Origin of the sequence: Tunturiibacter lichenicola, from assembly GCF_051013355.1 — a bacterium.
Lineage (GTDB): Bacteria > Acidobacteriota > Terriglobia > Terriglobales > Acidobacteriaceae > Edaphobacter > Edaphobacter lichenicola_F.
The window spans coordinates 1,647,186-1,670,558 of sequence record NZ_CP132944.1; the positions used below are offsets into that span (position 1 = coordinate 1,647,186).

The 23,373-nt window shown below is 55.3% G+C and carries 21 protein-coding genes, 1 tRNA gene, 2 pseudogenes and 1 riboswitch; of the genes and pseudogenes, 12 read left to right on the forward strand and 12 right to left on the reverse strand.

What is annotated here, in order from left to right; all coding sequences use genetic code 11:
- Positions 1 to 725 precede the first annotated feature (725 nt).
- The 4 genes from RBB82_RS07025 to RBB82_RS07040 all read left to right on the forward strand — a co-directional run bounded on the left by RBB82_RS07025 (position 726) and on the right by RBB82_RS07040 (position 4,720).
- Positions 726 to 1,046, forward strand: a complete 321-nt coding sequence (locus RBB82_RS07025; RefSeq protein WP_433974411.1) for a rhodanese-like domain-containing protein — start codon at positions 726 to 728, stop codon at positions 1,044 to 1,046.
- Positions 1,047 to 1,175: 129 nt separating this feature from the next.
- The gene (locus tag RBB82_RS07030; RefSeq protein ID WP_433974412.1) at positions 1,176 to 2,096 is read left to right on the forward strand and encodes a family 2A encapsulin nanocompartment shell protein; all 921 of its coding nucleotides are present in this window, start codon (positions 1,176 to 1,178) and stop codon (positions 2,094 to 2,096) included.
- A complete protein-coding gene (locus RBB82_RS07035; RefSeq protein WP_433974413.1) occupies positions 2,083 to 4,245 on the forward strand; it encodes a family 2A encapsulin nanocompartment cargo protein cysteine desulfurase in 2,163 nt (720 codons plus the stop codon). The genes RBB82_RS07030 and RBB82_RS07035 overlap by 14 nt, the downstream gene beginning before the upstream one ends.
- Before the next feature lie 193 nt (positions 4,246 to 4,438).
- Complete coding sequence (locus RBB82_RS07040; RefSeq protein WP_433974414.1) at positions 4,439 to 4,720, forward strand: hypothetical protein; 282 nt, start codon at positions 4,439 to 4,441, stop codon at positions 4,718 to 4,720.
- 11 nt (positions 4,721 to 4,731) lie between these two features.
- Here the strand turns inward: RBB82_RS07040 and RBB82_RS07045 are convergent, their stop codons facing one another.
- The 11 genes and pseudogenes from RBB82_RS07045 to RBB82_RS07095 all read right to left on the reverse strand — a co-directional run bounded on the left by RBB82_RS07045 (position 4,732) and on the right by RBB82_RS07095 (position 13,726).
- Positions 4,732 to 5,586 (reverse strand): hypothetical protein, encoded by an 855-nt coding sequence (locus RBB82_RS07045; protein ID WP_433974415.1) that lies wholly within the window; start codon positions 5,584 to 5,586, stop codon positions 4,732 to 4,734.
- A 253-nt stretch (positions 5,587 to 5,839) separates the two neighbouring features.
- Positions 5,840 to 6,451, reverse strand: coding sequence for a hypothetical protein (locus RBB82_RS07050; protein WP_433974416.1), 612 nt, complete (start codon positions 6,449 to 6,451; stop codon positions 5,840 to 5,842).
- 309 nt (positions 6,452 to 6,760) lie between these two features.
- The gene (locus tag RBB82_RS07055; RefSeq protein WP_433974417.1) at positions 6,761 to 7,591 is read right to left on the reverse strand and encodes a hypothetical protein; all 831 of its coding nucleotides are present in this window, start codon (positions 7,589 to 7,591) and stop codon (positions 6,761 to 6,763) included.
- A gap of 538 nt (positions 7,592 to 8,129) precedes the next feature.
- Positions 8,130 to 8,948: a DEAD/DEAH box helicase gene (locus RBB82_RS07060; RefSeq protein ID WP_433975345.1), complete on the reverse strand. Its 819-nt coding sequence runs from the start codon at positions 8,946 to 8,948 to the stop codon at positions 8,130 to 8,132.
- A gap of 86 nt (positions 8,949 to 9,034) precedes the next feature.
- Positions 9,035 to 9,994, reverse strand: a complete 960-nt coding sequence (locus RBB82_RS07065) for an ATP-dependent nuclease (protein WP_433974418.1) — start codon at positions 9,992 to 9,994, stop codon at positions 9,035 to 9,037.
- Positions 9,892 to 10,599, reverse strand: coding sequence for an AAA family ATPase (locus RBB82_RS07070; RefSeq protein ID WP_433974419.1), 708 nt, complete (start codon positions 10,597 to 10,599; stop codon positions 9,892 to 9,894). The genes RBB82_RS07065 and RBB82_RS07070 overlap by 103 nt, the downstream gene beginning before the upstream one ends.
- A gap of 73 nt (positions 10,600 to 10,672) precedes the next feature.
- A pseudogene (locus RBB82_RS07075) lies at positions 10,673 to 11,826 on the reverse strand (PDDEXK nuclease domain-containing protein).
- Between the two features lie 99 nt (positions 11,827 to 11,925).
- On the reverse strand, positions 11,926 to 12,840 hold the full coding sequence (locus tag RBB82_RS07080) for a tyrosine-type recombinase/integrase (protein ID WP_433975346.1): 915 nt from the start codon (positions 12,838 to 12,840) through the stop codon (positions 11,926 to 11,928).
- 42 nt (positions 12,841 to 12,882) lie between these two features.
- A pseudogene (locus RBB82_RS07085) lies at positions 12,883 to 13,082 on the reverse strand (Arm DNA-binding domain-containing protein); the annotation flags it as partial.
- Positions 13,083 to 13,265: 183 nt separating this feature from the next.
- Positions 13,266 to 13,357: transfer RNA gene (locus RBB82_RS07090), tRNA-Ser, on the reverse strand.
- The gene (locus RBB82_RS07095; RefSeq protein WP_433974420.1) at positions 13,319 to 13,726 is read right to left on the reverse strand and encodes a hypothetical protein; all 408 of its coding nucleotides are present in this window, start codon (positions 13,724 to 13,726) and stop codon (positions 13,319 to 13,321) included. The genes RBB82_RS07090 and RBB82_RS07095 overlap by 39 nt, the downstream gene beginning before the upstream one ends.
- A gap of 413 nt (positions 13,727 to 14,139) precedes the next feature.
- Here RBB82_RS07095 and RBB82_RS07100 point away from each other — a divergent pair, with 413 nt between their 5' ends.
- Complete coding sequence (locus tag RBB82_RS07100; RefSeq protein ID WP_433974421.1) at positions 14,140 to 15,501, forward strand: APC family permease; 1,362 nt, start codon at positions 14,140 to 14,142, stop codon at positions 15,499 to 15,501.
- Positions 15,502 to 15,518: 17 nt separating this feature from the next.
- Here RBB82_RS07100 and RBB82_RS07105 read toward each other — a convergent pair whose 3' ends face one another.
- Positions 15,519 to 16,076 (reverse strand): inorganic diphosphatase, encoded by a 558-nt coding sequence (locus RBB82_RS07105; protein ID WP_433974422.1) that lies wholly within the window; start codon positions 16,074 to 16,076, stop codon positions 15,519 to 15,521.
- Between the two features lie 137 nt (positions 16,077 to 16,213).
- Between RBB82_RS07105 and purS the strand changes: the two genes are divergently transcribed.
- The 7 genes from purS to RBB82_RS07140 all read left to right on the forward strand — a co-directional run bounded on the left by purS (position 16,214) and on the right by RBB82_RS07140 (position 23,368).
- Positions 16,214 to 16,459 (forward strand): phosphoribosylformylglycinamidine synthase subunit PurS, encoded by a 246-nt coding sequence (gene purS, locus RBB82_RS07110; protein ID WP_433974423.1) that lies wholly within the window; start codon positions 16,214 to 16,216, stop codon positions 16,457 to 16,459.
- Between the two features lie 133 nt (positions 16,460 to 16,592).
- Positions 16,593 to 17,702 (forward strand): uroporphyrinogen decarboxylase, encoded by a 1,110-nt coding sequence (gene hemE / locus RBB82_RS07115; protein WP_433974424.1) that lies wholly within the window; start codon positions 16,593 to 16,595, stop codon positions 17,700 to 17,702.
- Positions 17,699 to 18,733, forward strand: coding sequence for a ferrochelatase (gene hemH / locus RBB82_RS07120; RefSeq protein WP_433974425.1), 1,035 nt, complete (start codon positions 17,699 to 17,701; stop codon positions 18,731 to 18,733). Before hemE ends, hemH begins: the two co-directional genes overlap by 4 nt.
- Before the next feature lie 75 nt (positions 18,734 to 18,808).
- Positions 18,809 to 20,194 carry a protoporphyrinogen oxidase gene (gene hemG / locus RBB82_RS07125; protein WP_433974426.1) on the forward strand — a complete coding sequence of 462 codons (1,386 nt, stop codon included), beginning with the start codon at positions 18,809 to 18,811 and terminating at the stop codon, positions 20,192 to 20,194.
- 68 nt (positions 20,195 to 20,262) lie between these two features.
- Positions 20,263 to 20,436, forward strand: a riboswitch (cobalamin riboswitch).
- Between the two features lie 129 nt (positions 20,437 to 20,565).
- Positions 20,566 to 21,120 carry a bifunctional adenosylcobinamide kinase/adenosylcobinamide-phosphate guanylyltransferase gene (gene cobU, locus RBB82_RS07130; RefSeq protein ID WP_433974427.1) on the forward strand — a complete coding sequence of 185 codons (555 nt, stop codon included), beginning with the start codon at positions 20,566 to 20,568 and terminating at the stop codon, positions 21,118 to 21,120.
- Positions 21,117 to 22,511, forward strand: coding sequence for a cobyrinate a,c-diamide synthase (locus RBB82_RS07135; RefSeq protein WP_433974428.1), 1,395 nt, complete (start codon positions 21,117 to 21,119; stop codon positions 22,509 to 22,511). Before cobU ends, RBB82_RS07135 begins: the two co-directional genes overlap by 4 nt.
- Positions 22,508 to 23,368 carry an ABC transporter substrate-binding protein gene (locus RBB82_RS07140; protein WP_433974429.1) on the forward strand — a complete coding sequence of 287 codons (861 nt, stop codon included), beginning with the start codon at positions 22,508 to 22,510 and terminating at the stop codon, positions 23,366 to 23,368. Before RBB82_RS07135 ends, RBB82_RS07140 begins: the two co-directional genes overlap by 4 nt.
- The last annotated feature ends 5 nt before the right edge of the window (positions 23,369 to 23,373 follow it).

The following is a 23,373-nucleotide window of genomic DNA, read 5'->3' on the forward strand; positions in this document are numbered from 1 at the left end:
AACAAAGAAAGGAAGATTTAATCCTTATAGCCTTTGAAAAGGCTGTGGCCGCTTACCACGTACAGTTCCGGCATTGCTCCACGATCACGGTTAAACGGTGGATATGCGGCTCGGTAGGATTAAGTCAGTTGGGGCAGGGATGTTATGCGCGACGACAACAACAGCGAGTACCGGCGCATAAGGATGAGCCGGACATCTCAAGCAGTTGTTTTAGCAAAGGGCGTCGCATTGGAAACAAGATATCACATATCCAATATGTGGAGCTGAAATTATTTGAGACGCTTTATTACCAGAAAGCTCATTTTAAAAGGGCAGGCACAACGACTGGCCAACTTCTGGCGACCCATGAACACGTTAGAACTAACTTTCGAAACAGCAGCCCCACAGCCGCATCCGCTTCAGGCCACTCGACTACGATGAGGACTCATCGCGAATTGAGTAGAGACTTTGCGAATAGTGGCGCGTCGAGATCAGGCCCTGGCGAGCCACCGGTAGCTCCCTTCCGCTGGAGATTTGACGTGTGCTAGACTTTATATATGACTTTCGCTGGCCAGATGACCGGATGTTGTACCGCCTGTATGTGCGGTGTTCCCGTGTCTTCTGGCATGAGGCGATTGCAGAGCTAAATCAAGTTTAGTTTCGCAAGGACTTCAATATGACCCACCGCCAGAAGACCACTGGCAGGTGGGTTTTATTTTTTGGGCCGTCAACAAGGAGAAATCATAGTGAGCGTTCCGGAGATTCAAGCTGAAGAACTTAAGCAACGTCTCGATCAGGGCGAAAATTTGTTCCTGCTGGATGTGCGCGATGAGTACGAGTATGAGATATCCAACATCGGAGGGCACCTGATTCCTCTGGCTCAGCTTTCAAAGCGTTTGAACGAATTGAATGCGGGCGAGGAGATCGTTGCTGTCTGCAAGATGGGACCACGCGGGGTGAAGGCTGTCGAATATCTTCAGAAGCATGGCTTCAGCAAAGTTTCAAATCTGCGCGGAGGAATTCACGCCTGGTCGGACAAGGTCGATCGCAAAGTTCGAAAGTATTAGAGGCGTGTTTGGCATGGCGACAGGCCGAGCCTGACTTGCCAGGTCATGATGCATGTGCGATTCCTTTCCTCCTTTGTCTCAGGTAGAATCTCTGGGCAACCCGCAAGAGTTGCATAAAGGAGCCTTCCTGTGGCTGAAACAACGACTCGTGTGTCTCTCGGCGAACAAGCTGCCTACCAATTAGCCAATGTGACGAAAACAGCCCCAATCTATGGGGCAGTTACGCCAAGATGGCTCGTCCGTCTATTGGACTGGAAACCATTGGAGTCTGGTGTTTTCCGCTTGAACCGTGTCGTTGAGGACAAGCCAATCGAAGTGCTTTGCGGGCATGTGGATGAGTCGGAGATCCCTCAGACCTATGCTCAATACCAAGAAGAGCCACGCGAGTACCTCCTCAGCAGCATCAACGCTCTGGTCAACGTTCACACCCGCGTCAGCGACCTCTTCAGCAATCCTTACGATCAGGTTCGTGAACAGTTGCGGGTCACGATTGAAGGCGTGAAGGAGCGGCAGGAAAATGAGCTCCTGAATAATGCTGACTATGGCCTGCTGAACAACGTGCCTGAATCACAGAAGATCTCGACCCGCAGGGGCTCCCCTACGCCGGACGATCTGGATGAGTTGTTGACGAAGGTGTGGAAAGAACCTTCCTTCTTCCTCGCGCATCCGCGCACGATTGCAGCCTTTGGCCGTGAGTGCACACGGCGCGGCGTTCCTCCGCCCACTGTAACTCTCTTCGGAAATCCCTTCCTCACCTGGCGTGGTATTCCTTTGATTCCAACGGACAAGATTCACGTTACTGGTAAGGTGCCCAAGTCGAAGATCCTCCTCATCCGTGTAGGAGAGCGCAAACAAGGCGTGATCGGTCTCTTTCAGCCTGGCCTGACCGGAGAGCAAAGCCCTGGCCTTTCCGTGCGCTTTACCGGGATCGATAACCGCGGGCTTGCCTCTTATCTGATTTCTCTCTATTGCGCGGCTTCCGTTTTGACGGACGATGCGATTGCAGCACTGGAGAACGTCGAAGTCGGAAACTATCATGAGTACAAGTGATCCAGCCCGACTTTTCGTAGAGCCGGATACAAACCCGCGAGCAGCCGCTCCTCCTAACTACTCTGGAACGCCGCTGCCTGCAGGCGTGCTGGACCCACTAACGCTGGCTCGCATGGCGAACGAATTTTTCTCCGCGCTGCCCGACTCACTGGATGTGCCATCAAGCCCGTTGCCTGCGCACGCGGTGCCAACGGATCTTCGTCCGTTAGGCTCAGTCCCTGCAACCGCGCCGGCTGCTCCTCCAGAGATATCGCTTCCATCGGACAAGCACTTCGCCGGTGTTCCCGCTAGCGTCGGGCCAGCCTCATTTTCTCCGGTGACTGCGCCTGCGCAGGTAACGCCTCCTGCCGTGCCAGGAACGATTGGAACCGCGGTTTCCGATGTTGCCGCAGAGATTCCATCGTTCTCCTTCCTACAGGATGCCCGTCCCATCTTCAGCGATCGAAACACTCTACCGGAGGGACCAAATCCCAGGGTGAACCCAATCATGGCGTTCGTCCCGCAGACCGCTTCGGCTAGTGTGCTGCCCAACGATTTCAACTACGATTTGCTCGCACCAGCAAACCCGTCATTGCACCCTCCAGCGAGCGGGCTACCCAGTGCTCCGAGCCTTGGCAAGGCATCGCCGGTCCCCGCGTTTTCGTTTCTCGAAGAGTTGCGTCCTCTGTTCTCGAACCCACCGGTCGTCCCTGGCGCAGTGCCCTCGCCGCCTAAGACCGATCTGCCAGCGAACGCTGCGCTACCCAATCTCGAGCTGCCCCACGAGTTTAACCAATCGCCCGAACTCACCGAGTTGGCAGGATACGGTTCGTTTGGATTCCTCGAAGACAACCGCAATCTGTATTTCGTCGAGCCTACTGCCAACCTCCAGCCGCTCGGCATCGAGCCTGACGTTCCGCACGACCTGAATCTCTCTTCTTACCCTTTCGACGCAGAAGCCATCAAGCGCGACTTCCCCATCCTTCGCGAGCGCGTGAATGGCAGACCGCTGGTGTGGCTCGATAATGCCGCTACGACACAGAAGCCACAGAGCGTCATTGATCGGCTGAAGTATTTTTACGAACACGAAAACTCCAATGTTCATCGTGCTGCACACGAGTTGGCGGCCCGCGCAACGGACGCTTATGAATCCGCACGCGAGAAGGTTCGCCGTTTCGTCAACGCATCTTCAACCCGCGAGATCATCTTTGTGCGCGGAGCGACCGAGGGCATTAACCTTATCGCTCAGAGCTGGGGACGGCGCAATATCCAAAAGGACGACGAGATCGTTATCACCTGGCTCGAACACCACGCGAACATCGTTCCATGGCAGATGCTTTGTTCAGAGAAAGGAGCCAAACTTCGCGTTGCGCCCGTAGATGACAGTGGACAGGTGCTGCTCGACGAGTACGAAAAGCTGCTTGGGCCAAAGACCCGTCTCGTCTCCATTACGCAAGTTTCAAATGCGCTGGGCGTTGTCACGCCAGCAGACAAAATGATTGAAATCGCCCATCGTTATGGCGCAACGGTTCTGCTCGATGGGGCGCAGTCGGTCTCCCACATGCGTGTGGATTTGCAGGCGCTGGACTGCGACTTCTTCGTATTTTCCGGGCACAAGGTCTTCGGCCCAACTGGTATCGGCGTGGTGTACGGCAAACCCGAAGTTCTCGAATACATGCCGCCCTGGCAGGGTGGCGGCAACATGATTCAGGATGTGACCTTTGAAAAAACACTTTACCAAGAACCGCCGCAGCGCTTCGAGGCAGGCACTGGAAACATCGCAGACGCCGTCGGGCTTGGGGCCGCTATCGACTATCTGGACAGGGTAGGAATGCACAGCGTTTCGCGCCACGAGCATGAACTGCTTGTGCACGCTACGAGCGAACTTGTTCGCGTTCCTGGACTGCACATTATTGGAACGGCTAAGGAAAAGGCTGGCGTGCTGTCGTTTGTACTCGATGGCTTCCGCACTGAGGAAGTCGGTGATTACCTCAACAAGAACGGCATTGCTGTCCGCTCAGGTCACCATTGCGCACAACCCATTCTGCGTCGCTTCGGGCTGGAAAGCACGGTTCGTGCTTCATTGGCTCTGTATAACACCCATGAAGACATCGACAAGCTTGTGACAGCGATTTGGAACTTGCGTCTGGGCCGAACGTCGATAGCCTGAAGTGCATTTCTCTCCGGAGGAGTCGGCGGTCGACCTGCCGATTTTCGGGTGAGTTTTTAGGGTTTTTTTGGATGGGTGGGTTTGTGGTGTTTTTACTGGGGGTTTTGGGGAAAACGGGTGTTTTGGTGTGGTGTTTCTGTGGTGAATTCGTGGTGGTATGTGCGGTGATTGTGGTGGTTAGACGGACATATCTTTGGTGGTGAAAGATGTGACACGGATTCTGGATTTATTTTTGGGCGATTCACAACTGAACATACCCGTGGGGCTTGATCCTGTCGTGAGGGCGCATAGCGAAGTCTTTGCCATGCGCCGACTAAGGGATAGGCTTTCACTGACAAGTGCACTCGCCAGAGTGGCAGGCAAATACGATGTGGGCGCTATACGTGGCGTCTACGAAGGTGTTGAACCTAGCAATGCCGACAATGACACACCAAGCGCGACTGCAAAGCAGTTTGCAAAACAATGGATGGGTTAAGCGTCACACCCTCATTGCGGACGTGTGGGTGGAGTCGTGCTCGTTCCACCCGACAACATGCTTTTCACGCTCGCTGCGATGTTCAACTTGGGCGGGTCATAGAGTTCTCCTGCCGCCACCTTCTTCTCTGTATCGGGTCCGGACATCTCGATGCCCTTGACGACCCAGTAAGAGGCGAACGCCCAGATGCCGCAGAACTCAACCCAGTAGATCGCGTTATCCCTGCGAAGGATATGAACGTTAAGGATGTACGCGGCTATGGGGGAGGCGATCATCAAGGCTGCTAGAACTCGGTAGGCACTCATGTAAAGCTTTCTTTGTGTTGAGTTGTTGATGAGTCTCACAGTCGCGTGAGAACAAAATGCGGCAACGGAAGCAATAGCCAAGAAGAATATGATTGCGGCTGTGCCATGCATCCAGTAGAGAGGCGCTAATTTACCAGTCCAGGGCATTGGAAAAAGAGCGATCAGCCACGCCGATACGCCGGCGATGTTAAGGAGTACGTCCTCGCGTCGGCTATAGCCTTTATTGGCAAATAGCATCGCCCCAACTGCAAAGAGAAAGCCAACGAAATAGCTTCTCATCGTTCCTGCTTCTGTGGCAGCCGGCAACGCGCGACAGGACTTTTCGTCGTCGCTATTCTTTTCGATCTTCTTGCACTTTCCGGGGTGCTCTGGGTCTTCACCGCATGGGCATGGCGCGTCCGGGGTGGCCCAATAATAGGCGCTCATGGAGCCACGCAAGCCAAAGCTATTTATCCGTCCGCCAAAGTAGAGGATCACGGGAAACAAAAGACCAAGGATGGCTACGGTGAATCGGAGACGGAAATATGTTCCCTGAATCTGCTCTGTAAGGGGACGTGGCATGCTGTTGACCTCTGGAGTGATAAACAACGCAACCCGACTCTGATGATCTCTGAATAGTAAATGCAGGAACGGCGATCACCGGATATTTTTATCGCTGATCCACTGTCGTCGAATCTCTAACTACTGACTGGGTGCAGCCCTGCTGTTGCCTGGCGAAGGACACCCTTTCTGGCCTAACTCTGGAGTTGCTCTTGGTTGCGATCAGTTGCGCTTTCAAGTCGGATAGTCCGGCCAGAATCGAAGACTGAATCTCCTATTGCGATTGTGAGATTTCAAGATCTGTAAATATCTTAGCTAAGCCAACGTCCGCGGGACTAATGATGTGGCTCTCTGCCCCATGCGGAATTAGGATTACTCTTGGAAACTTACGCATCCAAAAGTCCGTGATTGGGCCAGCTTCCATAATTGGTCGGGGGTTTGTATTAATGGGGTCACCGGCGAACCGGAATTCGATGTTCAACATCGAAAACTGAACTTCGAGTTCGTGCGGAAACTTCGGATCAATGGATTCGCCGGCGCGATGCAATTGACTGAATTCCCAACTTAGTGTTTGCCCAACGATGTCCACTCTGCTGAAAGCCAAAAGGTCACGCCCGAAGCGGAGCGGATTCTCACTAGTAACTACCTCCACGAATACACGCTTGTGGAAGTCCGCCCACAGCTGGATTGACCGTTTCGTTGGCCACTTTGATTCGGGATGTTCGGCCAAATCATCGTGCAAATATTGCGTTTCCGAATCGGGGATCGAATCGTAGCTGATATTAGGCTGCTCAGGAAGAGACTTCCCGTTCGTAAAGTTGAACATAATTCCAGCATGGACTAGAGCATTTTTCGCCACCACCTCCCCATCTCCGTTTCCTGGCATCTGTCCTTTATCCAACCTAACCATGACATCAGTAGGAAATCGAGATGGGTCGCCAATTGACAGCCCGCTCTCAGATCCGATGGTGACGCGCGGTCACAGCGACCTTGAATTGGGTTTTGGGGCGGCTTGGGATTCAGCCGATAAGCGCGCTCCAGTCCCATGTCGTAATCGTGGTGAAAATCGATCGCCATCGGAACGTTGTGAGCCACTGGATATGCTCGTCAGGTTCGAGTTTGTCTAACGCCTTTCGGACGAACTCATCGAGTGCCGCACGAGAATTTTTAATCTCCGCATATTGATACTTACAGATCAAGAGCTCCCGATCACACTGAAAGGCAGTTGGTAGGTTTCCCATAAATGATTGTGGGTTACGCCCAACAGTTGCAACTGATCGAAGCTTACTTCCACTTTGGACACACCTGGTTGGACGATTGCGATGGCAAAACTCACCTGCACAACTTTTGAAATCTCTCTAATCGTGTGAAGGAGTTCCACAGAGCCACGCTCAAACCGAGTCGACCGGCCGCTGCTTATCCTTAAGCTTTCTCGTCGCATAAGGTGAGTCAGTAGGTCGCTCTTTTTTTGCGGAGAAGCTGCCCACCAAATGCTCTTCTGCGCTTGACCGCAAACCTCATAAAGATCGATGATCCGATGCCCTGGAATAGCACCGTGCGAATATTTGCAATTGTAGAACTCCACCTCTACTCTCACCGGGGTCTGCACACCGCCGAGTACCCGTATCGCAACAACGTCGGCTGCCTCACCCGCCCCATCGTCATCAAATATTACTGTGTAGGTTTCATCTTGAGAAAGCGTTCGAATGACTTGGGCCTGCACTGTCGCATAATCACGATGCTCGCCTTGAGATTCGCTGGTGATGTCCACTTCAGTCCAATCCCAAGCGGCGATCTTGGTCGAATCATAGGCCGGCTGCGGAGTACGTAGGGGAACATATTGATTACCTTCCAAGGCAGAGCCATCCACAAACCAGACTACAGGCGGATCATTGTAAAAGAATGTTTCCAGAGATCGCGCTTGAGCGCGTGGCCCATGTTTGATCGTCACAATCTCGTCTCCCCTCCGGAGGAAGCGGTAGTTTGAGTCATTTCCTTCGCCATAGATTTCAAGCTCGAATTCCACCCCTATCGTCCTCAGCGGCGATCTCAAACCTTATAGGAGAAGTGCTGCTCGGCCCTACGGGGTTAATACTGAGGCTACTGATCAGGTGTTCCCTGCCTCTGAGCGTCACTATCCAATTCTTTTCTGGCTCCGCGTAGATTGATTCCGGCCAATCGATGCTTAGCGGCATCTTTTCGGGTCGGGTTTCGACCATCTCGGGTATAAGCGTTCCAGCAAGGACCTGGTCGGGATCAATGGCTTGGTCCAATAGCTTAGTGCCGACGCTTCTGCACCAGGCGACAAACTGGTCTAAGTGGTCTCTCTGATGGGACCAGATTCGCCCCTTTCGTGAAGCTCCCATCGTGCAGAGTGCGCCCTTCTCAAACCCTGCCCCTGCAATGACGGATTTTTGAGCGTTTCCTCGCATGGTCTCGGTCAGCCGCGACTCAACGTCTGAACCCATCCGGCCTGTGTACCTTACATTTCGCCCGATTTGCTCCGACAATCCCACGTTCTGCAATCGCAACCGATTGATACCAGAAAACACCCGGAAAACACGCTACCCAGAAATTAACTTTGCCTTGTCACCTGTCAAAGCCTGCGCGAGTTCCTTAAAGTCCCCACTATTGCTGGAGCTGTTTATAAAGAGCAGCTCCCTTTCAGAGTCCCAGAACACCACGTATAGTTCCCACTGCCAATCAAAGAGGCTCTCGGCATCGGTCCACTGAAGGCCAAGACGGCGCGCGGTCACTATCACCAATGTGTTCTCTTGCTGGTTCAAGGAATGATGGAACCGCTCGCAGCTTTCTGCAGAGGGTATCCCTGCTCTGAATAGGTCAGGTAGCCAGAAGTCACAGCGGGTGGAGTAAACGACAGTGCTAGTCGCAGGCCTTACGGCTTTCAGAGGTATCTCTGCCGGAAAGTCTGTGAAGTTGCTCACGAACTCTTGAAGTGAGCTCTGCTGCCCAATCATCTGCTCGCTGAGATCGGGCAGCAAGACATTCCAATCCGGATCACGAGTGTATAGCTTTTGAAGCTCTTCTTGAACATTCACATCCGCCACGTTAGCGATGAAGGTCGCGTCGCCTAAATCTGCCCGTGATCTTGTAAATCGGCCGGCCAGTTGCAAAGTAACTGCGAGGGATTTGCGGATATCGTGAAAAGCAGCGATTTTCAATTCTGGTAGGTCAAAACCCTCCCCCAGCATATCGACGCAGACAAGGATACGAGATTCTTTCGCTAGGATTTGCTTTCGGGCACGGTCGCGGTCTCGTTGAGACTTGACGCCTGTATGCAGTTGTACCGGCTTAAGATCCGTATGGTGTTTGTAGTATTCGAACACCTCTCTCGCGCGAGCGATGCTGTCGACCCGCGCCATCAAGATATGACCTTTGTCGAGTTCTTCGCGAAGTCTTTGGACAGCCTTGTCTGCAATCCTTCTGTCGGCCAGTCTGAGGTCAAATTCTACGACTGGTTCAAAGCGGATAGGTTTAAAATAACCATCCAGCTGAGCCTTTCGAAGCGGGTACTTGAAGACGAGCTTCCCATCGAGTGGCTTGCCATCTTCTCTAAAAGGTGTCGCGGTAAATTGCACGACCTTATTGCTGCGAGATATTCAAGGGTTCTCAAACTCTCATCGGTGCTGTAGCAGAAACGGATGTTACTGAAGCCCCTATAGTCCGCGAACTTGGCTTCAACCATCGCTATGCTGCTGTCGTTGTCCGTGACGACGCGTGTGTCAATCTCAAGCAGCTTGGAGATGTCCAAAAATCTCTTTGACGCTAAGGCATTGACGGAGATAACTTCGACGCAGGCCTCCAAAGGCATTTTTACGTGTGTCTGATAGAAAGCTTTTTGGATAATCAATTCGTCCGACGGTCCCTCGACGAGAATAGTCTTGTCAGCAAGAATCATTCGCAGCGTGTCATAACCAGGCAATTTTCGAAAATATGCTTCAGTAGAGGCCGGGAGTTGGCTGAGGGTGATCGCCTTTTTCCCGGTAAACATTAGAACGTTCTCGACACCGAGCTTGTTTAGAACGAAGCTGCTATGAGTGGTGATTATGAGCTGCTTTCCTTCAGCGGCATCAGCTAGATGGGCTATTAGATTGTTTAGATTCGAATGGGACAAATGATTCTCTGGCTCCTCGATAAGGAAGAGGATGCAAGCCTGCTCAGCGGCAATCGCCAACTTTATTTTCACCGCATTCTGTTCGCCTTTACCGATCAGCGTCAGAGGAATGTCGTTGAGGTGCGGGAGGACGTTGGTTTCCCATCCTGCCCGCGCTGTCATGTCTAGGCCAATAGAGAGTGTCTTCTCGGTTACTGCGCCCTTCTGTTTCTCCAGTTCAACGTTGATTGATTTAACACTGGCATCATCGAGGAATGTGTCGCGGAGATGCCTGTATGACAGAGCAAGTTCCACTTTCTGCTTCTTTGAGAGAAAGTCCCGAGCAATTTCGAGGACGTATTTGTTTGCTGCGTAGGTGTTCGATATTGAGCTGGGATCGATGAGAGCGGATTCGACGGGAAACTTTCGAGTGTTGACGGCGAGCCTGCAAAATCCTGCCAGTCAATCTTGTAATATTCGACCGGTATGCCGTTCGGTCGTTTAGGGTCGGCGATGTAATCCCGGTATTCTTCACCGAAGGTCTCGTGGTCGAGCTCGATTGAAAGACTGATGCCTGGTTTATCCTCGGAAATGGAATTGTTCAAGCCTTTGTAAATAGCGAACTCAGGGCAATCCTTTAAGTAGATCTCAATGAGAATTTTGGGCGGTTCCGCTTGAACGCCGCTTCTAAGCTTGGTTAGGAAATCATCAACGCAAGTAGCATTGAAAAGATATGGATGAAGTTCAGCGTTAGCCGACCGGCGATTGATCTGACATTTCAAAGCAAGATTAATCGCTTCTAGCAAAGTCGATTTACCTGATTCGTTGTCGCCAACAATTATGTTTAGATGGGGACGGATCGCGAGGTCAAGAAAGTCGAGCGTCCGGTAGTTTTTGACTATTACACGTTCTATACACATAGACGATTCTGTCCTTTAATCTCGGCTAGACAGCTTCAGAACCCAAAGGCAGATTTCGCCCTCATCTGTATGCTCAGAGCAAATCCAAAGTAGAGGTCTTGACTCGATTCGCTAATTCACTGCGCTCTCGATCCAACTCTGACCTCAACTCTTCTTCAGACGGAAGAACGAGTTTGTACTTGCTTGCAAATATCTGTTCGTTCTCATTGAGTACTGAGTAGCGCACAACTGAGGCATCTTTGTCAGCGCAAAGAATGATTCCGACCGTCGGATTGTCGTCCGGCGCTCGTTTGAGGTCGTCCATCATGCGGACGTACATATCCATCTGCCCTATGTCCTGATGGGTCAGCTCGCCCGATTTGAGATCGAACAGGACGAAGCACTTGAGCAGATAGTTGTAAAGACCAGATCAATGTAGAAATCTTTGGATTCCGAACTGATGCGGTACTGTCGCGCAACAAACGCGAACCCTCGCCCAAGTTCCAGCAGGAATGCCTGTAGATTGTCCAACAAGGCTCTTTCGAGATCCGCTTCTAACAACCTGCCAACTCCGGGAAGACCTAGAAACTCGAGCATGACCGGATCTCGAACGAAATCCCGTGGAGTTTGGGAGGGTCCCAGGTTGCCTCTGGCTTCGTTCTCGACGGCGGGTCGGTCTGACGTTGCCAGAAGCCGTTCGTAATAAAGGGTGCTGATTTGGCGCTCAAGCGAACGCGTCGTCCAACCCTGGCCCGCCGCTTCGTTCATATACCATAGCCGAGCGGAATCGCTTCCCACCCGCAGAAGCGTGCGGTAGTGAGTCCAGCTCAATTCATGACGCAATGCGTCACGAATTGGAAAGGCTTGATAAAACAGCCGCATATATCGAAGATTGGAGGCGTCGAAGCCCCTCCCGAACTCCGCGGCCAGCGCCGCAGCCAGGGTTTGCAGCAGCCGAGCCCCATATTCCGCCCGGGTAGAACCTCCCTGTTCAAATTCCACTATATGCCGGCCAATCTCCCAGCAGGTCTGTACCTGAACGGCATCGACAGCCCGTAGTGCCCTCCGACGAGCGTTTTGAATCAGATCGCGAAGATTGTGAAGAAGCTGGGATGCACCTTCGTCGGCCTCAACCGCTTTGCGCAAATCCTTCGTCATCGCACCGTCCCGTAACATGGTATCGCTCGTCAAGATTGAGTTGTGGCCGAACTCCAAATGAGGAGTCGATGTACCAACTACAGTCCACATTGTCGTAGGTAATCCTTCGTCAGCGCGATGGGAAGCGCACGGCTTGTCCACATACCTTCATTGAATTTTTATGCGGTTCGATCCGGGAACGAGAGCATCTTAGCCCCAATCCTGCATCATCTTAGCGCGAGCCCCTAAGTAAAGGGCGTGGTTATAGGCGGCGCTCACCGCATTCCGAGGTGCATGTGCAAGTTGGAGTTCGATGTGCTCATGCGCATACCCCTGCTCGTGCAAGATCGTTGAAGCGATCCCACGAAAGCCGTGTCCGGTCATCTTACCCTTATAGCCCATTCGCTCCAGCCCCTGGAGGATCGTATTATTGCTCATTGTCTTCTTAGTGTCCCGATCGCCCGGGAACAGAAATTCACTGGCCCCGGTCAGTCCGCGAAGCATTCCCAATACCTCCAGCGATTGCCTTGACAGAGGCACAATGTGCGGTGTCCGCATCTTCATCCGCTCCTCAGGGATGTCCCAGCGTGCTGTTTCCATGTCGAACTCCACCCAGCGTGCACCAATCAACTCGCTCGTCCGCACAAACGTCAGCGCTATCAACTTGATCGCTAACCGCGTGACGTGCGTTCCTGGATAGACCTCGATCTGCTTGAGAAGATGGGGAAGTTCTTTCGCGTCGATCCTCGCGTAGTTGACCCTCCGGGCTGCGTTGAGCACGTCGCTAGGGCGGAAATCTCTGGCAGGATTGCGCAATGCATAGCCATGGGCGATAGCGTAACGAAAAATCTGTCCTGTCGTCTCCATTGCGCGCTTCGCGATATCCCGCGCGCCCCTAGCCTCGATGACTCTAACCATCGCGACGACATCGGGGGCCTGGATCTCAGTGATTTGGAGCGCGCCTAAATTGGGCAGGATGTTGGAACTGAGGCGCCTGCGGGTCGAATCAACATGACGTGGGCTCTTCCCGTCCTGCCAGTGTTCTAGCCATTTAACGGCAATACTCCCAAAAGAATGCTCGCTCGCAACTTGTTCTGCAATCTTCGAGGCCTTACGTAGCGCCATTGGATCAAGTCCATTTGCCAGAAGCTTTCTGGCCTCACTATGGCGTTCCCTAGCCAGCGTTAGTGAAACATCCGGATATTTCCCAAACGCCATGAGCTTTTCTTTGGCCTCAAAGACATACGCCAACGCCAGAGCTTGCCTCCAGAGGGTGTAACCGAGAGGTACAGGCCGCCGCTATCGCTCATTCGGTAGGCTTTCTCTTTCGCCTTCGCCTTCTTGATCTCCGTATCTGTCAGTGCCATAACTCGCTCCAGGGCGTACTTTCAGGAAGTACCCCCTCTCGAAAACCACGATACCCCCTTACATACCCCCGCACAACCCTGGCTTCCACAAAGCGCTATCGGACGGTAAAAGAACAAAACCCCAGCATTTTCTGGGGTTTGAAGGGTTTTCTCGGATGTCTCTGGATGTTCTGGAACTAGGAATGGCGGAGAATGGGGGATTCGAACCCCCGATAGAGCTTTCGCCCTATAACGGTTTAGCAAACCGCCGCCTTCAGCCACTCGGCCAACTCTCCGTCCTGTGTTGCGGTGAGCATGAGGGTGTCATGCCCGGCTTTGGCAATTATAGCTTGAGGGTGGGTGCGGAAGACAAGGTTCTGCAAAATCGATGGCGGGTCCTTTCTGGGAAGACGATAAGGCAAAACGCAGATTCCCTTCGGGGATGACAACAAAGAGGCAACGACAACAGGGGATTCCTGTGGGATGACAAGCAAGAAGAACAGCGGCGGCGCATCCTTCGCGGTGGGCGGGATGACGACCGTGGAGGTGGTGTGGGTGTTCAGGATGACGATAAAGAGACAACGACAACAGCAGATCCCTGCGGGATGACAAACAAAAAAACAACCGCAGGTCCCTTCGGGAATGACAACGAGGAGAACAAGCAACGATGCATCCTTCGCCGTGGGGCGGGATGACGACCGTGGAGGTGGTGTGGGTGTTCAGGATGACGATAAAGAGACAACGACAACAGCAGATCCCCTGCGGGATGACAACAAGAAGAACAAGCAACGATAACAACGGATCCCTGCGGGATGACAAACAAAAGACAACCGCAGATCCCCTTCGGGGATGACAACAAGAAGAACAAGCAACAACAACAGCAGATCCATGCGGGATGACAACCAAAAAGCAGCAACAGAGGCGATTCGGAAAATGTGCGGGCTGGAGTAGCTTTGGCTTCGCGGTGGGCTGGGATAACGGTATAAAAGACTGAATGGCGCTGGGACGGCGGGAGTTGGGGCGGTGATGCCGCGTGGGGAAAGATGTCGGTGATACCGCGTGGGAGGAAGGGGCCGGGATGCCGCGTGGGGAGAAGCTGCGGGTGATGCGCAGGGAGAAGATGCGGCTGCTGCCGCTGGTTGCGGCGACTTACTTTATGGTGTCGGGTGGGCCGTATGGGCTGGAAGACATCATTGGCATGGCGGGGTATGGATGGGCGCTGGTGCTGTTTCTGGTGGTGCCTGTGGTGTGGAGCCTGCCGACGAGTTTGATGGTGGGGGAGCTGGCGGCGGCGGTGCCGGAGGAGGGTGGATACTATCGCTGGGTGCGGCGGGCGATGGGGGAGTTCTGGGGGTTTCAGGAGGCATGGCTGAGCCTGGCGGCGAGCGTGTTCGATATGGCGATCTATCCGACGATCTTTGTGCTGTACCTGGGGCGGATTGAACCGGCGTGGACGGCGGGGTATCGCGGGACTGGGTGGGCGCTGGTGGTGGTGCTGGTTTGTGCGGCGTGGAATTTGAGGGGTGCGCGGGCGGTGGGTGAGGGGTCGGTGGGTCTGTTTTGTGTGCTGCTGTCGCCGTTTGTGGTGCTGACGGCGGTGGGGTTGTGGAAGGGGCTGGTTCTGGGTGGCCACGGAGGAGCTTCTTTCTTTGAGACTCCTTTAGCTGGGAGGGACTTTGCTGGAGCGGTGTCGGTGACGCTGTGGAACTACATGGGGTGGGATAACGCTTCGACGGTGGCGCAGGAGGTGGAGGAGCCGCAGAGGAACTATCCGAAGGGGATGTTGGCGGCGACGGGGCTGGTGGCGCTGACGTATGTGCTGCCACTGGCGGCGGTGGGTCTGGTTGGGATTCCGGCGGCGAGGTTTTCGACGGGGGCGTGGGCGGATGCGGCGAGGGAGTTGGTGGGGCCTTGGCTGGAGCTGTGTGTTGTGCTGGGTGGGACGATCAGTGGGGCGGGGATGTTCAACGCGCTGATGATGAGTTATACGAGGGTGCCGTATGCGATGGCGGAGGAGGGATTTCTGCCTGCGGTGATGGAGAGGAGAAATCGGTGGGGGGTTCCGTGGGTGAGTTTGGCGGTGTGTACTGTCGGGTGGGCGCTGGCGTTGAGGTTGTCGTTTGAGCGGCTGATCTCGATTGATCTTGTGTTGTATGGAGGAGCGTTGCTGCTGGAGTTTGTGGCGCTGGTTGTGCTACGGGTGAAGGAGCCGGGGTTGGAGAGGCCGTTCAAGGTGCCGGGTGGGTTGTGGGGTGCGGTGGCGATGGGTGTGGGGCCAGCGGCGTTGATTGGGTTTGCGCTGTGGGCGGCGCGAGGGGAGAAGGTGGCAGGGTTGCCGGCGCTGGAGTTTGCGGGGATCGTGGCGGCGGTGGGGCCGGTGGTTTATCTGGTGGCGAAGGTGATAAAAAGGGCCGCCTCTGGGGCGACCCCTTCTGGTTGATTCGATTCGCAGCGTGACTACTTTTTGGGGACTGGCTTGGGGATGGGGTTGGTCTTGTTGTCGATGAAGCGCTGCTGGGCTTCGAGGACCGTGCTGCGAGCGAATGAGGCGTCACGCCAGCCGCGGACTTCGACGCGTTTGCCTTCGAGATCTTTGTAGATGGAGAAGAAGTGGGTGATCTCCTTGAGCATGTGGGGGTAGATCTCGGAGAAGTTCCAGACGTCTTTGTAGCGGGGGTTGTCCTGGCCGACGCAGAGGACTTTCTCGTCGCCGAGGCCCTGGTCGAGCATCTCGAGGATACCGATGGGGCGGACCTGCATGACGCAACCGGAGAAGCTTGGGGTGTCGACGAGAACGAGGCAGTCGAGGGGGTCGCCGTCGTCGCCGAGGGTGCTGGGAATGAAGCCGTAGTCGCCGGGGTAGTGGACCGGGGAGTAGAGGTTGCGGTCGAGACGGAAGACGTGGAGCTCTTTGTCGTATTCGTACTTGTTGACGCCCTCGTAGGGGATCTCGATGACTGCGTTGATGACCTCGGGGCTGTTTGGCCCTACGGGAAGTTCAAGGTAGTTCGTCATAAAGCTGGTGTCTCTTCTCTTGTCCGATAGAAATTTAGGCGTTGCCGGCGTGTTGTTGCAAACGACCGAGCTTTGCTGGTGGAGGGTCGTGACCTCGATTGAGGGCAAAAGCCGCACCATGTCTATAATCAGACAAGATGAAGGCTCATGTCTATGTCACGCTGAAACGAACGGTGCTGGATGCCCAGGGGCAGACGGTTGCAGATGCATTGCGGCGAATGGAATATCGCGGCGTTGCCGATGTGCGGCAGGGAAAGTATTTTCTGCTGACTCTGGAAGATGGATTGGAACAGAACGCCGTGCAGGCCGAAGTAGAACGGATTGCGCGTGAGGTGCTGACAAACCCTGTGATTGAAGAGTTTACGTTTCGGCTGGAGGCCTGAACGTACGCTTTTTGTGCGGTACTCGGCACATAAGTTTTCTTTTTTCTGAGTGGATTACTGAGTGGCGCCGCTGTCGCGACACCTACGGCTGTCTGCGGGTGCTAGGCTTAAAAGGTTATAGAGGACAAGCCTTTTGAGTGATGCAATCGTGGAAAGTGCGGTAGTGAAGCCTGTCGATGTGGTGGCGGGTGGGAGCCGGTTTGTGCGGGCTTGCCTACGTCGTCCAGTCGACAGAACGCCAGTGTGGTTTTTGCGGCAGGCTGGGCGTTATATGCCGGAGTATATGGCTGTGCGGAAGCACCATTCGCTGCTCGAGATCTGCCGGACGCCGGAGATTGCAGCGGAGGTGACGATTACGGCGGCTGAGCGGCTGGGCGTGGATGCTGCGATTATCTTTGCGGATCTGCTGCTGCCGTTTACGCCGATGGGATTGGACTTCGAGTTTGTGGCGGGCGAGGGGCCGGTGGTGTATACGCCGGTGCGGTCGCTGGAACATGTGCAGGCGTTGAGGACCGATCGCGTGGAGGAGTTGGGCTACGTGGCCCGGGCCATCGAGAAGGTTGCGACGCATTTTGCTGCGCCGCGAGCCGATGGGGACACGCTCGGGATCATCGGGTTTTGTGGCGCGCCGTGGACGCTTGCGGGGTACATGATCGAAGGCGGCAAGCAGGGCGGAGGAGATCGCAACTACATCGAGACGAAGAAGATGATGTACTCGGATGGAGCTGCGTGGTCGCTGCTGATGGAGAAGATTGTAACGGTATTGGTTGCTTATGCGCAGCAGCAGGTGGAGGCGGGCGCGGATGTGATTCAGGTGTTCGATAGCTGGGTGGGAAAGTTGAGCGTTCGGGACTATAGGCAGTACTGTCTTGGGTGGACGACCCAGTTGGTGCAGAGAATTAAGGCGATGGGCGTGCCAGTGATCTACTTTGGGGTGGAGACTGCTTCCCTGCTACCGGCGATGAGCGAGACGGGAGCGGATGTGATCGGGCTCGACTGGCGAACGCCGTTGGAGGTGGGCTGGAAATCGGTCGGTGCGGGGTGTGCCGTGCAAGGGAATCTTGATCCAATTGCGCTGTTTGCACATGAAGATGTGTTGAAGGAGCAGGTAAGTGCGATTCTCGCGGCGGCTGCGGGCCGGCCGGGGCATATCTTCAATCTGGGGCATGGCATTGTGCCGGGGACACCGGTTGATAACGTGATTCGGGTGGTGGAGTGGGTGAAGGAGTTGAGCGCGCGATGAGTGGTGCGGGGAGTTCGGTGAAAGGCAAGAGTGCCGTGCTCCTGCTCGCGCATGGAACGCCGGATGTGCTCGGCGAGATGGCGGAGTATCTGAGCAAGGTGACTGGGGGCCGAGCGCTGCCGGATGAGGTTGTGAAGGAGCTTCAGCATCGTTACGCACTGATCGGGCTGCGGGAGACTCCGGGTGTGGAGGCTCCGCCGCTGACAAAGTGGACGATGACGCAGGCTTATCTGTTGGAGCAGGCGCTGGGGGCGGGCAAGGTGTATGTGGGGATGCGGAACTGGCATCCATATATAGCTGATGTTGTGAACGAGATGCGAAGGGATGGTGTGACGCACATCAAGGCAGTGTGCCTGGCTCCGCAGAATTCGCGAACGAGCGTCGGGCTGTATCGAAAGGCTGTTCTGTCGACTGCGACGGGGATTGAGGTGGAGTTTGTTGCCGGGTGGGCGGAGAGTCCTCTGCTGGCGGAGGCGTTTGCGAAGAAGCTACGACCCGTCTGGGCGGAGGCTTGCGAGGAGACGGGACAACGCGTGCCGGTCCTGTTTACGGCTCACAGCGTTCCGTGTCGGACGATTATGACCGGGGAGGCTTCTGTTGCAGGCGCTAGACCGGGAACGCCGGTGCAGGATTCGCCGGATCCTTATCCGGTCGAGGCCAAACGCACGGCGCAGATGGTGGCGGAGCGAATGGCCGCTGTGGGATTTCAAGAGAAGGACTGGTTCTTCGCGTTCCAGAGCCAGGGCGTTAGCGGCGGTCCCTGGATCGGCCCGACGGTGGAGGATACGCTGAAGGCTATCAAGGCTGAAGGGCATGTTGGCGTGGTGATGCAGCCGGTCGGTTTTCTCTGCGATCACGTTGAGATTCTCTACGACATTGACATTGCGTTTCGCGAGAGTGCGAGGCAGTTGGGGCTTAAGTTGTGGCGTGCTGAGAGTTTGAACGACTCCGAGGTGCTGGTGCAGGCGCTGGTCGATGTCGTGTCTGGACAGTACAAGGCGACCGTCGATGAGGTGATGGTTCCGGCGTAGGTATAGGCTGTCATGAGGGCCGAAGGCAGGGGCTCTGGCCTCTGCTTTTTGTTTGCGAAATTCTTTGGAGAACGGATGAAGCGGGTTGCAATTGTGGGTGGCGGGGTTGCGGGATTGGCGGCGGCGTATGAGCTTGCGCGGCTCGCTCGCGATGGTGCTGAGGTACAGGGTGTTCTGTTCGAAGCTTCGACGCGGCTGGGGGGAATCGTCGAGACAGTGCGTGAGGGTGGTTTTGTCATCGAGTGTGGCCCTGACGCGTGGGTGACCGAGAAGCCATGGGCGCGTGAGTTAGCAGAGGAGCTTGGGCTTGGCGATGAGGTGATGGCTTCGAACGACGCTACGCGAAAGACCTATGTGCTGGTCGATAAAAAGCTGCAGGCTATGCCGGACGGTATGCGAATGATGGTGCCGGCCGATCTAGAGGCGCTGGATGGGTCGGAGTTGTTTAGCGCGGGAGCCAAGCAGGCCTATCGTGATGAAGTTGGACTGGCTGCGGATTTGAAGAATGCTGCTCCTGAAGAGGATGAGAGCGTCGCCGATTTTGTAGGGCGTCACTTTGGTGGCGAGGTTCTGGAGAAGATTGGGGCTCCGCTGCTGAGTGGTATATTCGGCGGCGACGTTGCAAGGCTGAGCGTGCGCGCGGTGATGGCTCCGTTTGTCGCGATGGAGCGTGAGCATGGGAGTTTAATTGCCGCGGTGCAGGCGCGAGCTGCCACTTCGAAGCCGAGCGCGGTGTTTACGACGCTGCGAAGTGGTATGGGGACGCTGGTGGACCGCATGATCGCAGCAGTTACAGAGAGCTGGATTCGGATGGCTGCGGAGGTAAGGTTCGTATCCTATGGCGAGGAGGGCTGGCTGGTGGGGACGGCCCGCGGGGTCGAGCGGTTCGATGCGTTGATGATGGCGGCGCCGGTCGATGTGGCTCGATTATTGCTGAAGCCGGTGGATGCCGAGATCGCGCCGATGTTGGAGATGGACGCGAGTTCGGCGGTGGTGGTGGGATTTGGATTTGCCGATGCTGCGAGGCTGGCTCTGCCTCAGGGATTTGGATTTCTGGTGCCTCCGGGGTCGGACAACCTGTTGATGGCGTGCACGTTCGTCGATCAGAAGTTCGATGACCGGGTGCCACCGGGAGGGCGGCTGGTGAGGGCGTTCTTCGGGGGAAAGGCAGCGGAACGCCTGATGCGTTGCGGAAATGATGAGACGGCTGCGGTAGCGCGGCTTGAGCTGGCGCAGATTCTCGGACCGCTGCCAGAGCCGCAGGTGACCGTCGTGCGACGCTGGCCGCGCAGCTTGCCGCAGTATGAGGTTGGTCATCTGGAGCGAATGAAGGCGCTCGACGAGCGAGTGCAAAAGCTGGAAGGACTGTCGCTGCTCGGCAATGGATATCGTGGCGTGGGCGTGCCGGACCTTGTGCGAGATGCGCGTGCTGCGGCACGGAATAGCGTGCGCCGGGGTTAGTGAGCCGGTGTCAGCTGTGAGCCTTTTGTCGCGGGTTTGTCAAAAATTTGACCCGGGAAGGTGACAGGGATAGTCTTTTCTCATCTGGTGTTGGGAAGACGGTGCAAATCCGTCGCTACCCCGTAACTGTAAGCGCCGAGAGTTTTGACAGGTTGTTCAAAGCCACTGGGTTCGTCCTGGGAAGGTGAGTCAAGCCTCATTGAAGCGCAAGTCAGGAGACCTGCCGGAGGCCTATCAGGCTTGATTCAGCTTCGCTGGGAGAGCTGGAGAGCATTCTCGCTGACTTCGATAGAAAGTCTGCACGAGCGCTGCCTAAATTTATTCCCGCTCGGACTCGGTGATTTTGATGACGCCGAGGCAAGGAGCTAACGATGCAGGAGACGGGCCAGGGTTCCGTGACACTCGTTCTTGGTGGTGTTCGTAGCGGCAAGAGCCGTTATGCGCAGCAGCTTGCCGAGCGATCGGAACGCGTGATGTTTGTGGCAACGGCAAAGATCTCGGACGACGAGATGCAGAAGAAGATCGAACGCCACCGCGAGGAGCGACCTGCCGGGTGGACCACTCTCGAAGAGCCGCTGGAACTGGCTCGCGTGCTGGCGCATCATCAGCCCGACTGCGATGTGATGGTCGTGGACTGCCTGACGATCTTTGCGGCAAATCTTCTGGAAGAAGAGGGGGAAGACGACGATGCGATTGAACGCCGGGTTGAGGCGTTGTGCGAGTCGCTCCGAACTGCTGGGTGCTCGGTCGTGCTTGTGTCGAATGAGGTAGGGAGTGGCGTGGTTCCGGCTTATCCGCTGGGGAGGAGATATCGCGATCTGCTAGGCGAGATTAACCAACGTGTTGCAAGGGTCGCTGATGACGTGGTGTTGATGGTGGCAGGATTGCCCCTGGCGCTCAAGGGACATCTTGAGGTGACATTGTGAGAGGGCTGTTGGTATCGGGCACCGCGAGCGGCGTGGGAAAGACGACGGTCGCACTGGCGATTATGGCTGGGCTGCGGAGACGCGGGCTTGTTGTACAGCCGTTCAAATGCGGACCCGACTTTCTTGACACGGGCCATCACACGCGGATATGCAGTCGGGTGGCTCGGAATGTTGATACATGGATGTTGAGCGGCGAGGCGAACAAGAGCGTCTTGCAGAACGCTGCGCGGGGAGCGGATGCGCTCGTTGCAGAAGGCATGATGGGGCTTTTCGATGGGAAGAGCGGAGAGGCGGAAGCGGGCAGCACGGCAGAGATTGCGAAGTTGCTGAAGCTGCCGGTGGTGCTCGTTGTCGATGCTGCGAAGACTGCACGAAGTATCGCAGCGGTAGTGCTCGGTTTTGAGATGTTCGATCCTGAGTTGAGGATTGCCGGAGTAATTCTGAATCGCGTTGCAAGCGAGTCACACTATGCGATGCTTCGCGCGGCGATTGAGTCGTCGTGTAAGACGAGGATCCTAGGCTGGCTGCCTCGAGAGCCGGCAATCGCAATCCCTGAACGACACCTCGGACTACGAAGCGCTGCGGAGGCTGCGCAGGACAGCGAAGATAGTGCAATCGACGCACTTGCTGCATTGGCAGAAAAGCACTTTGATCTTAATGCGTTGCTTGGTTTGGAATGCGGCATCGAGATAGATGAGGTTCGACCTGCACCGGTCAACAGATTGTCATTTGCCGAGAAGGTGAGAATTGGGGTGCCATGCGATCACGCATTCTCGTTCTATTACGAAGACAATCTCGATCTACTTCGGGAGCAGGGAGCTGAGATCGTTCGCTTCAGTCCGATGCACGATGTTGCGCTGCCGCCGAATCTCGATGGCCTCTACCTTGGAGGTGGGTATCCAGAGTTGTATGCGCAGCAGCTCAGCGGCAATCGGCAGATGATTGAGGACATACGGACGTTTGCCGACTCAGGCAGACCGGTGTACGCGGAATGCGGTGGGACGCTTTATCTCGCTGTAGATTTGAAGACGGCTGATGGCTCGAACTATGCAATGGCCGGTGTGCTACCGCTCACGATGCAGATGACCGAGAAGCTTGTGCAGTTTGGATATGTCACCGTGGAGTTTACTGAGGACTGCCTGCTTGGACATGCCGGGACAATAGTTCGAGGGCATAGTTTCCATTACTCGCGCATTGTTTCGGCCGGTGAAGTTGCGACTAATTACCGAGTGCAATACTCCATGTCCGGCAAAGAGGAATTTGAAGGGTTCCGATACAAGAACGTATTCGCGAGCTACATCCATTTGCACTTTCGGACAGAGGCCACGCTGACAGAGAACTTTGTTGCGGCAATTCGACACGCGCGAACGAACCAGGTGGTGACCGCATGAAGCGATGCTTTTTATTTCTTTCACTGGTCACGCTATTTGCTGTTCCCTGCCTTGCTAGTCGCACACTGACCGATGAGGTGGGGCGGCGCGTGGTGGTGCCAGATCACCCGCATCGCATCATTTGCCTGATGCCAAGCGTTACCGATACCGTTTATGCACTGGGGGCAGGCGACGATGTCGTCGCTATCAGCGATTACACGAAGTACCCCGCAGCCGCACAAAAGAAGCCGAGCGTCGGTGACCTCATTCATCCCTCGATCGAGACTATCGTTTCACTGCATCCGGATCTTGTCATTGGATATCAACCCAGGGGGCCACTGGAGGTGACGGACCAACTCGATCGAATTGGTATTCCGATTTTTCTGGTCAGTCCGCATGGCATTGCGGGCATTATGCACTCGGTCGATACCATTGGGCAGGCGTTGAATCGAATGCCACAGGCGGATGCCCTGACTCACAGCCTGCAGTTGCGAGTTGATGCGGTAAAGGCGCGAACCAACGGGTTACCTGCGCCGAGAGTTTTTATGCCTATCTGGTATGACCCGATCACAACGATTGGGAAAAATGCGTTTATCACCGAGGTCATTGAAGCTGCGGGCGGCCGTTCTGTGACGGACGATATGTCAGCGGAGTGGCCGCAGGTGAGTATGGAGGTCGTACTGCAGCGCGCGCCCGAAGCCCTGGTGATCGTGCGCGGTGGCAAGATGACCTTTCAAGTGTTGGAGAGCCGTCCAGGATGGGGCAGTATGGCGGCGATTCAGCAGCATCGCGTCTATTACATCGATGATCGGATTAATTTTGCCAGCCCTGTAGCGATCGATGCCTTGGAGGACCTCGCAAAACAGTTTCATCCCTGAGCTGA

Bases quoted from the DNA above. Each gene is read 5' to 3' on its own strand.
- RBB82_RS07070 (WP_433974419.1), bottom strand. From the start codon at position 10,599: ATGTGTATAGAACGTGTAATAGTCAAAAACTACCGGACGCTCGACTTT.
- RBB82_RS07105 (WP_433974422.1), bottom strand. From the start codon at position 16,076: ATGACGAACTACCTTGAACTTCCCGTAGGGCCAAACAGCCCCGAGGTC.
- RBB82_RS07050 (WP_433974416.1), bottom strand. From the start codon at position 6,451: ATGCCAGGAAACGGAGATGGGGAGGTGGTGGCGAAAAATGCTCTAGTC.
- hemH (WP_433974425.1), top strand. From the start codon at position 17,699: ATGAGTGGTGCGGGGAGTTCGGTGAAAGGCAAGAGTGCCGTGCTCCTG.
- cobU (WP_433974427.1), top strand. From the start codon at position 20,566: ATGCAGGAGACGGGCCAGGGTTCCGTGACACTCGTTCTTGGTGGTGTT.
- RBB82_RS07080 (WP_433975346.1), bottom strand. From the start codon at position 12,840: ATGGCGCTACGTAAGGCCTCGAAGATTGCAGAACAAGTTGCGAGCGAG.
- RBB82_RS07100 (WP_433974421.1), top strand. From the start codon at position 14,140: ATGCCGCGTGGGGAGAAGCTGCGGGTGATGCGCAGGGAGAAGATGCGG.
- RBB82_RS07045 (WP_433974415.1), bottom strand. From the start codon at position 5,586: ATGCCACGTCCCCTTACAGAGCAGATTCAGGGAACATATTTCCGTCTC.
- purS (WP_433974423.1), top strand. From the start codon at position 16,214: ATGAAGGCTCATGTCTATGTCACGCTGAAACGAACGGTGCTGGATGCC.
- RBB82_RS07140 (WP_433974429.1), top strand. From the start codon at position 22,508: ATGAAGCGATGCTTTTTATTTCTTTCACTGGTCACGCTATTTGCTGTT.
- RBB82_RS07060 (WP_433975345.1), bottom strand. From the start codon at position 8,948: ATGGCGCGGGTCGACAGCATCGCTCGCGCGAGAGAGGTGTTCGAATAC.
- RBB82_RS07035 (WP_433974413.1), top strand. From the start codon at position 2,083: ATGAGTACAAGTGATCCAGCCCGACTTTTCGTAGAGCCGGATACAAAC.
- hemG (WP_433974426.1), top strand. From the start codon at position 18,809: ATGAAGCGGGTTGCAATTGTGGGTGGCGGGGTTGCGGGATTGGCGGCG.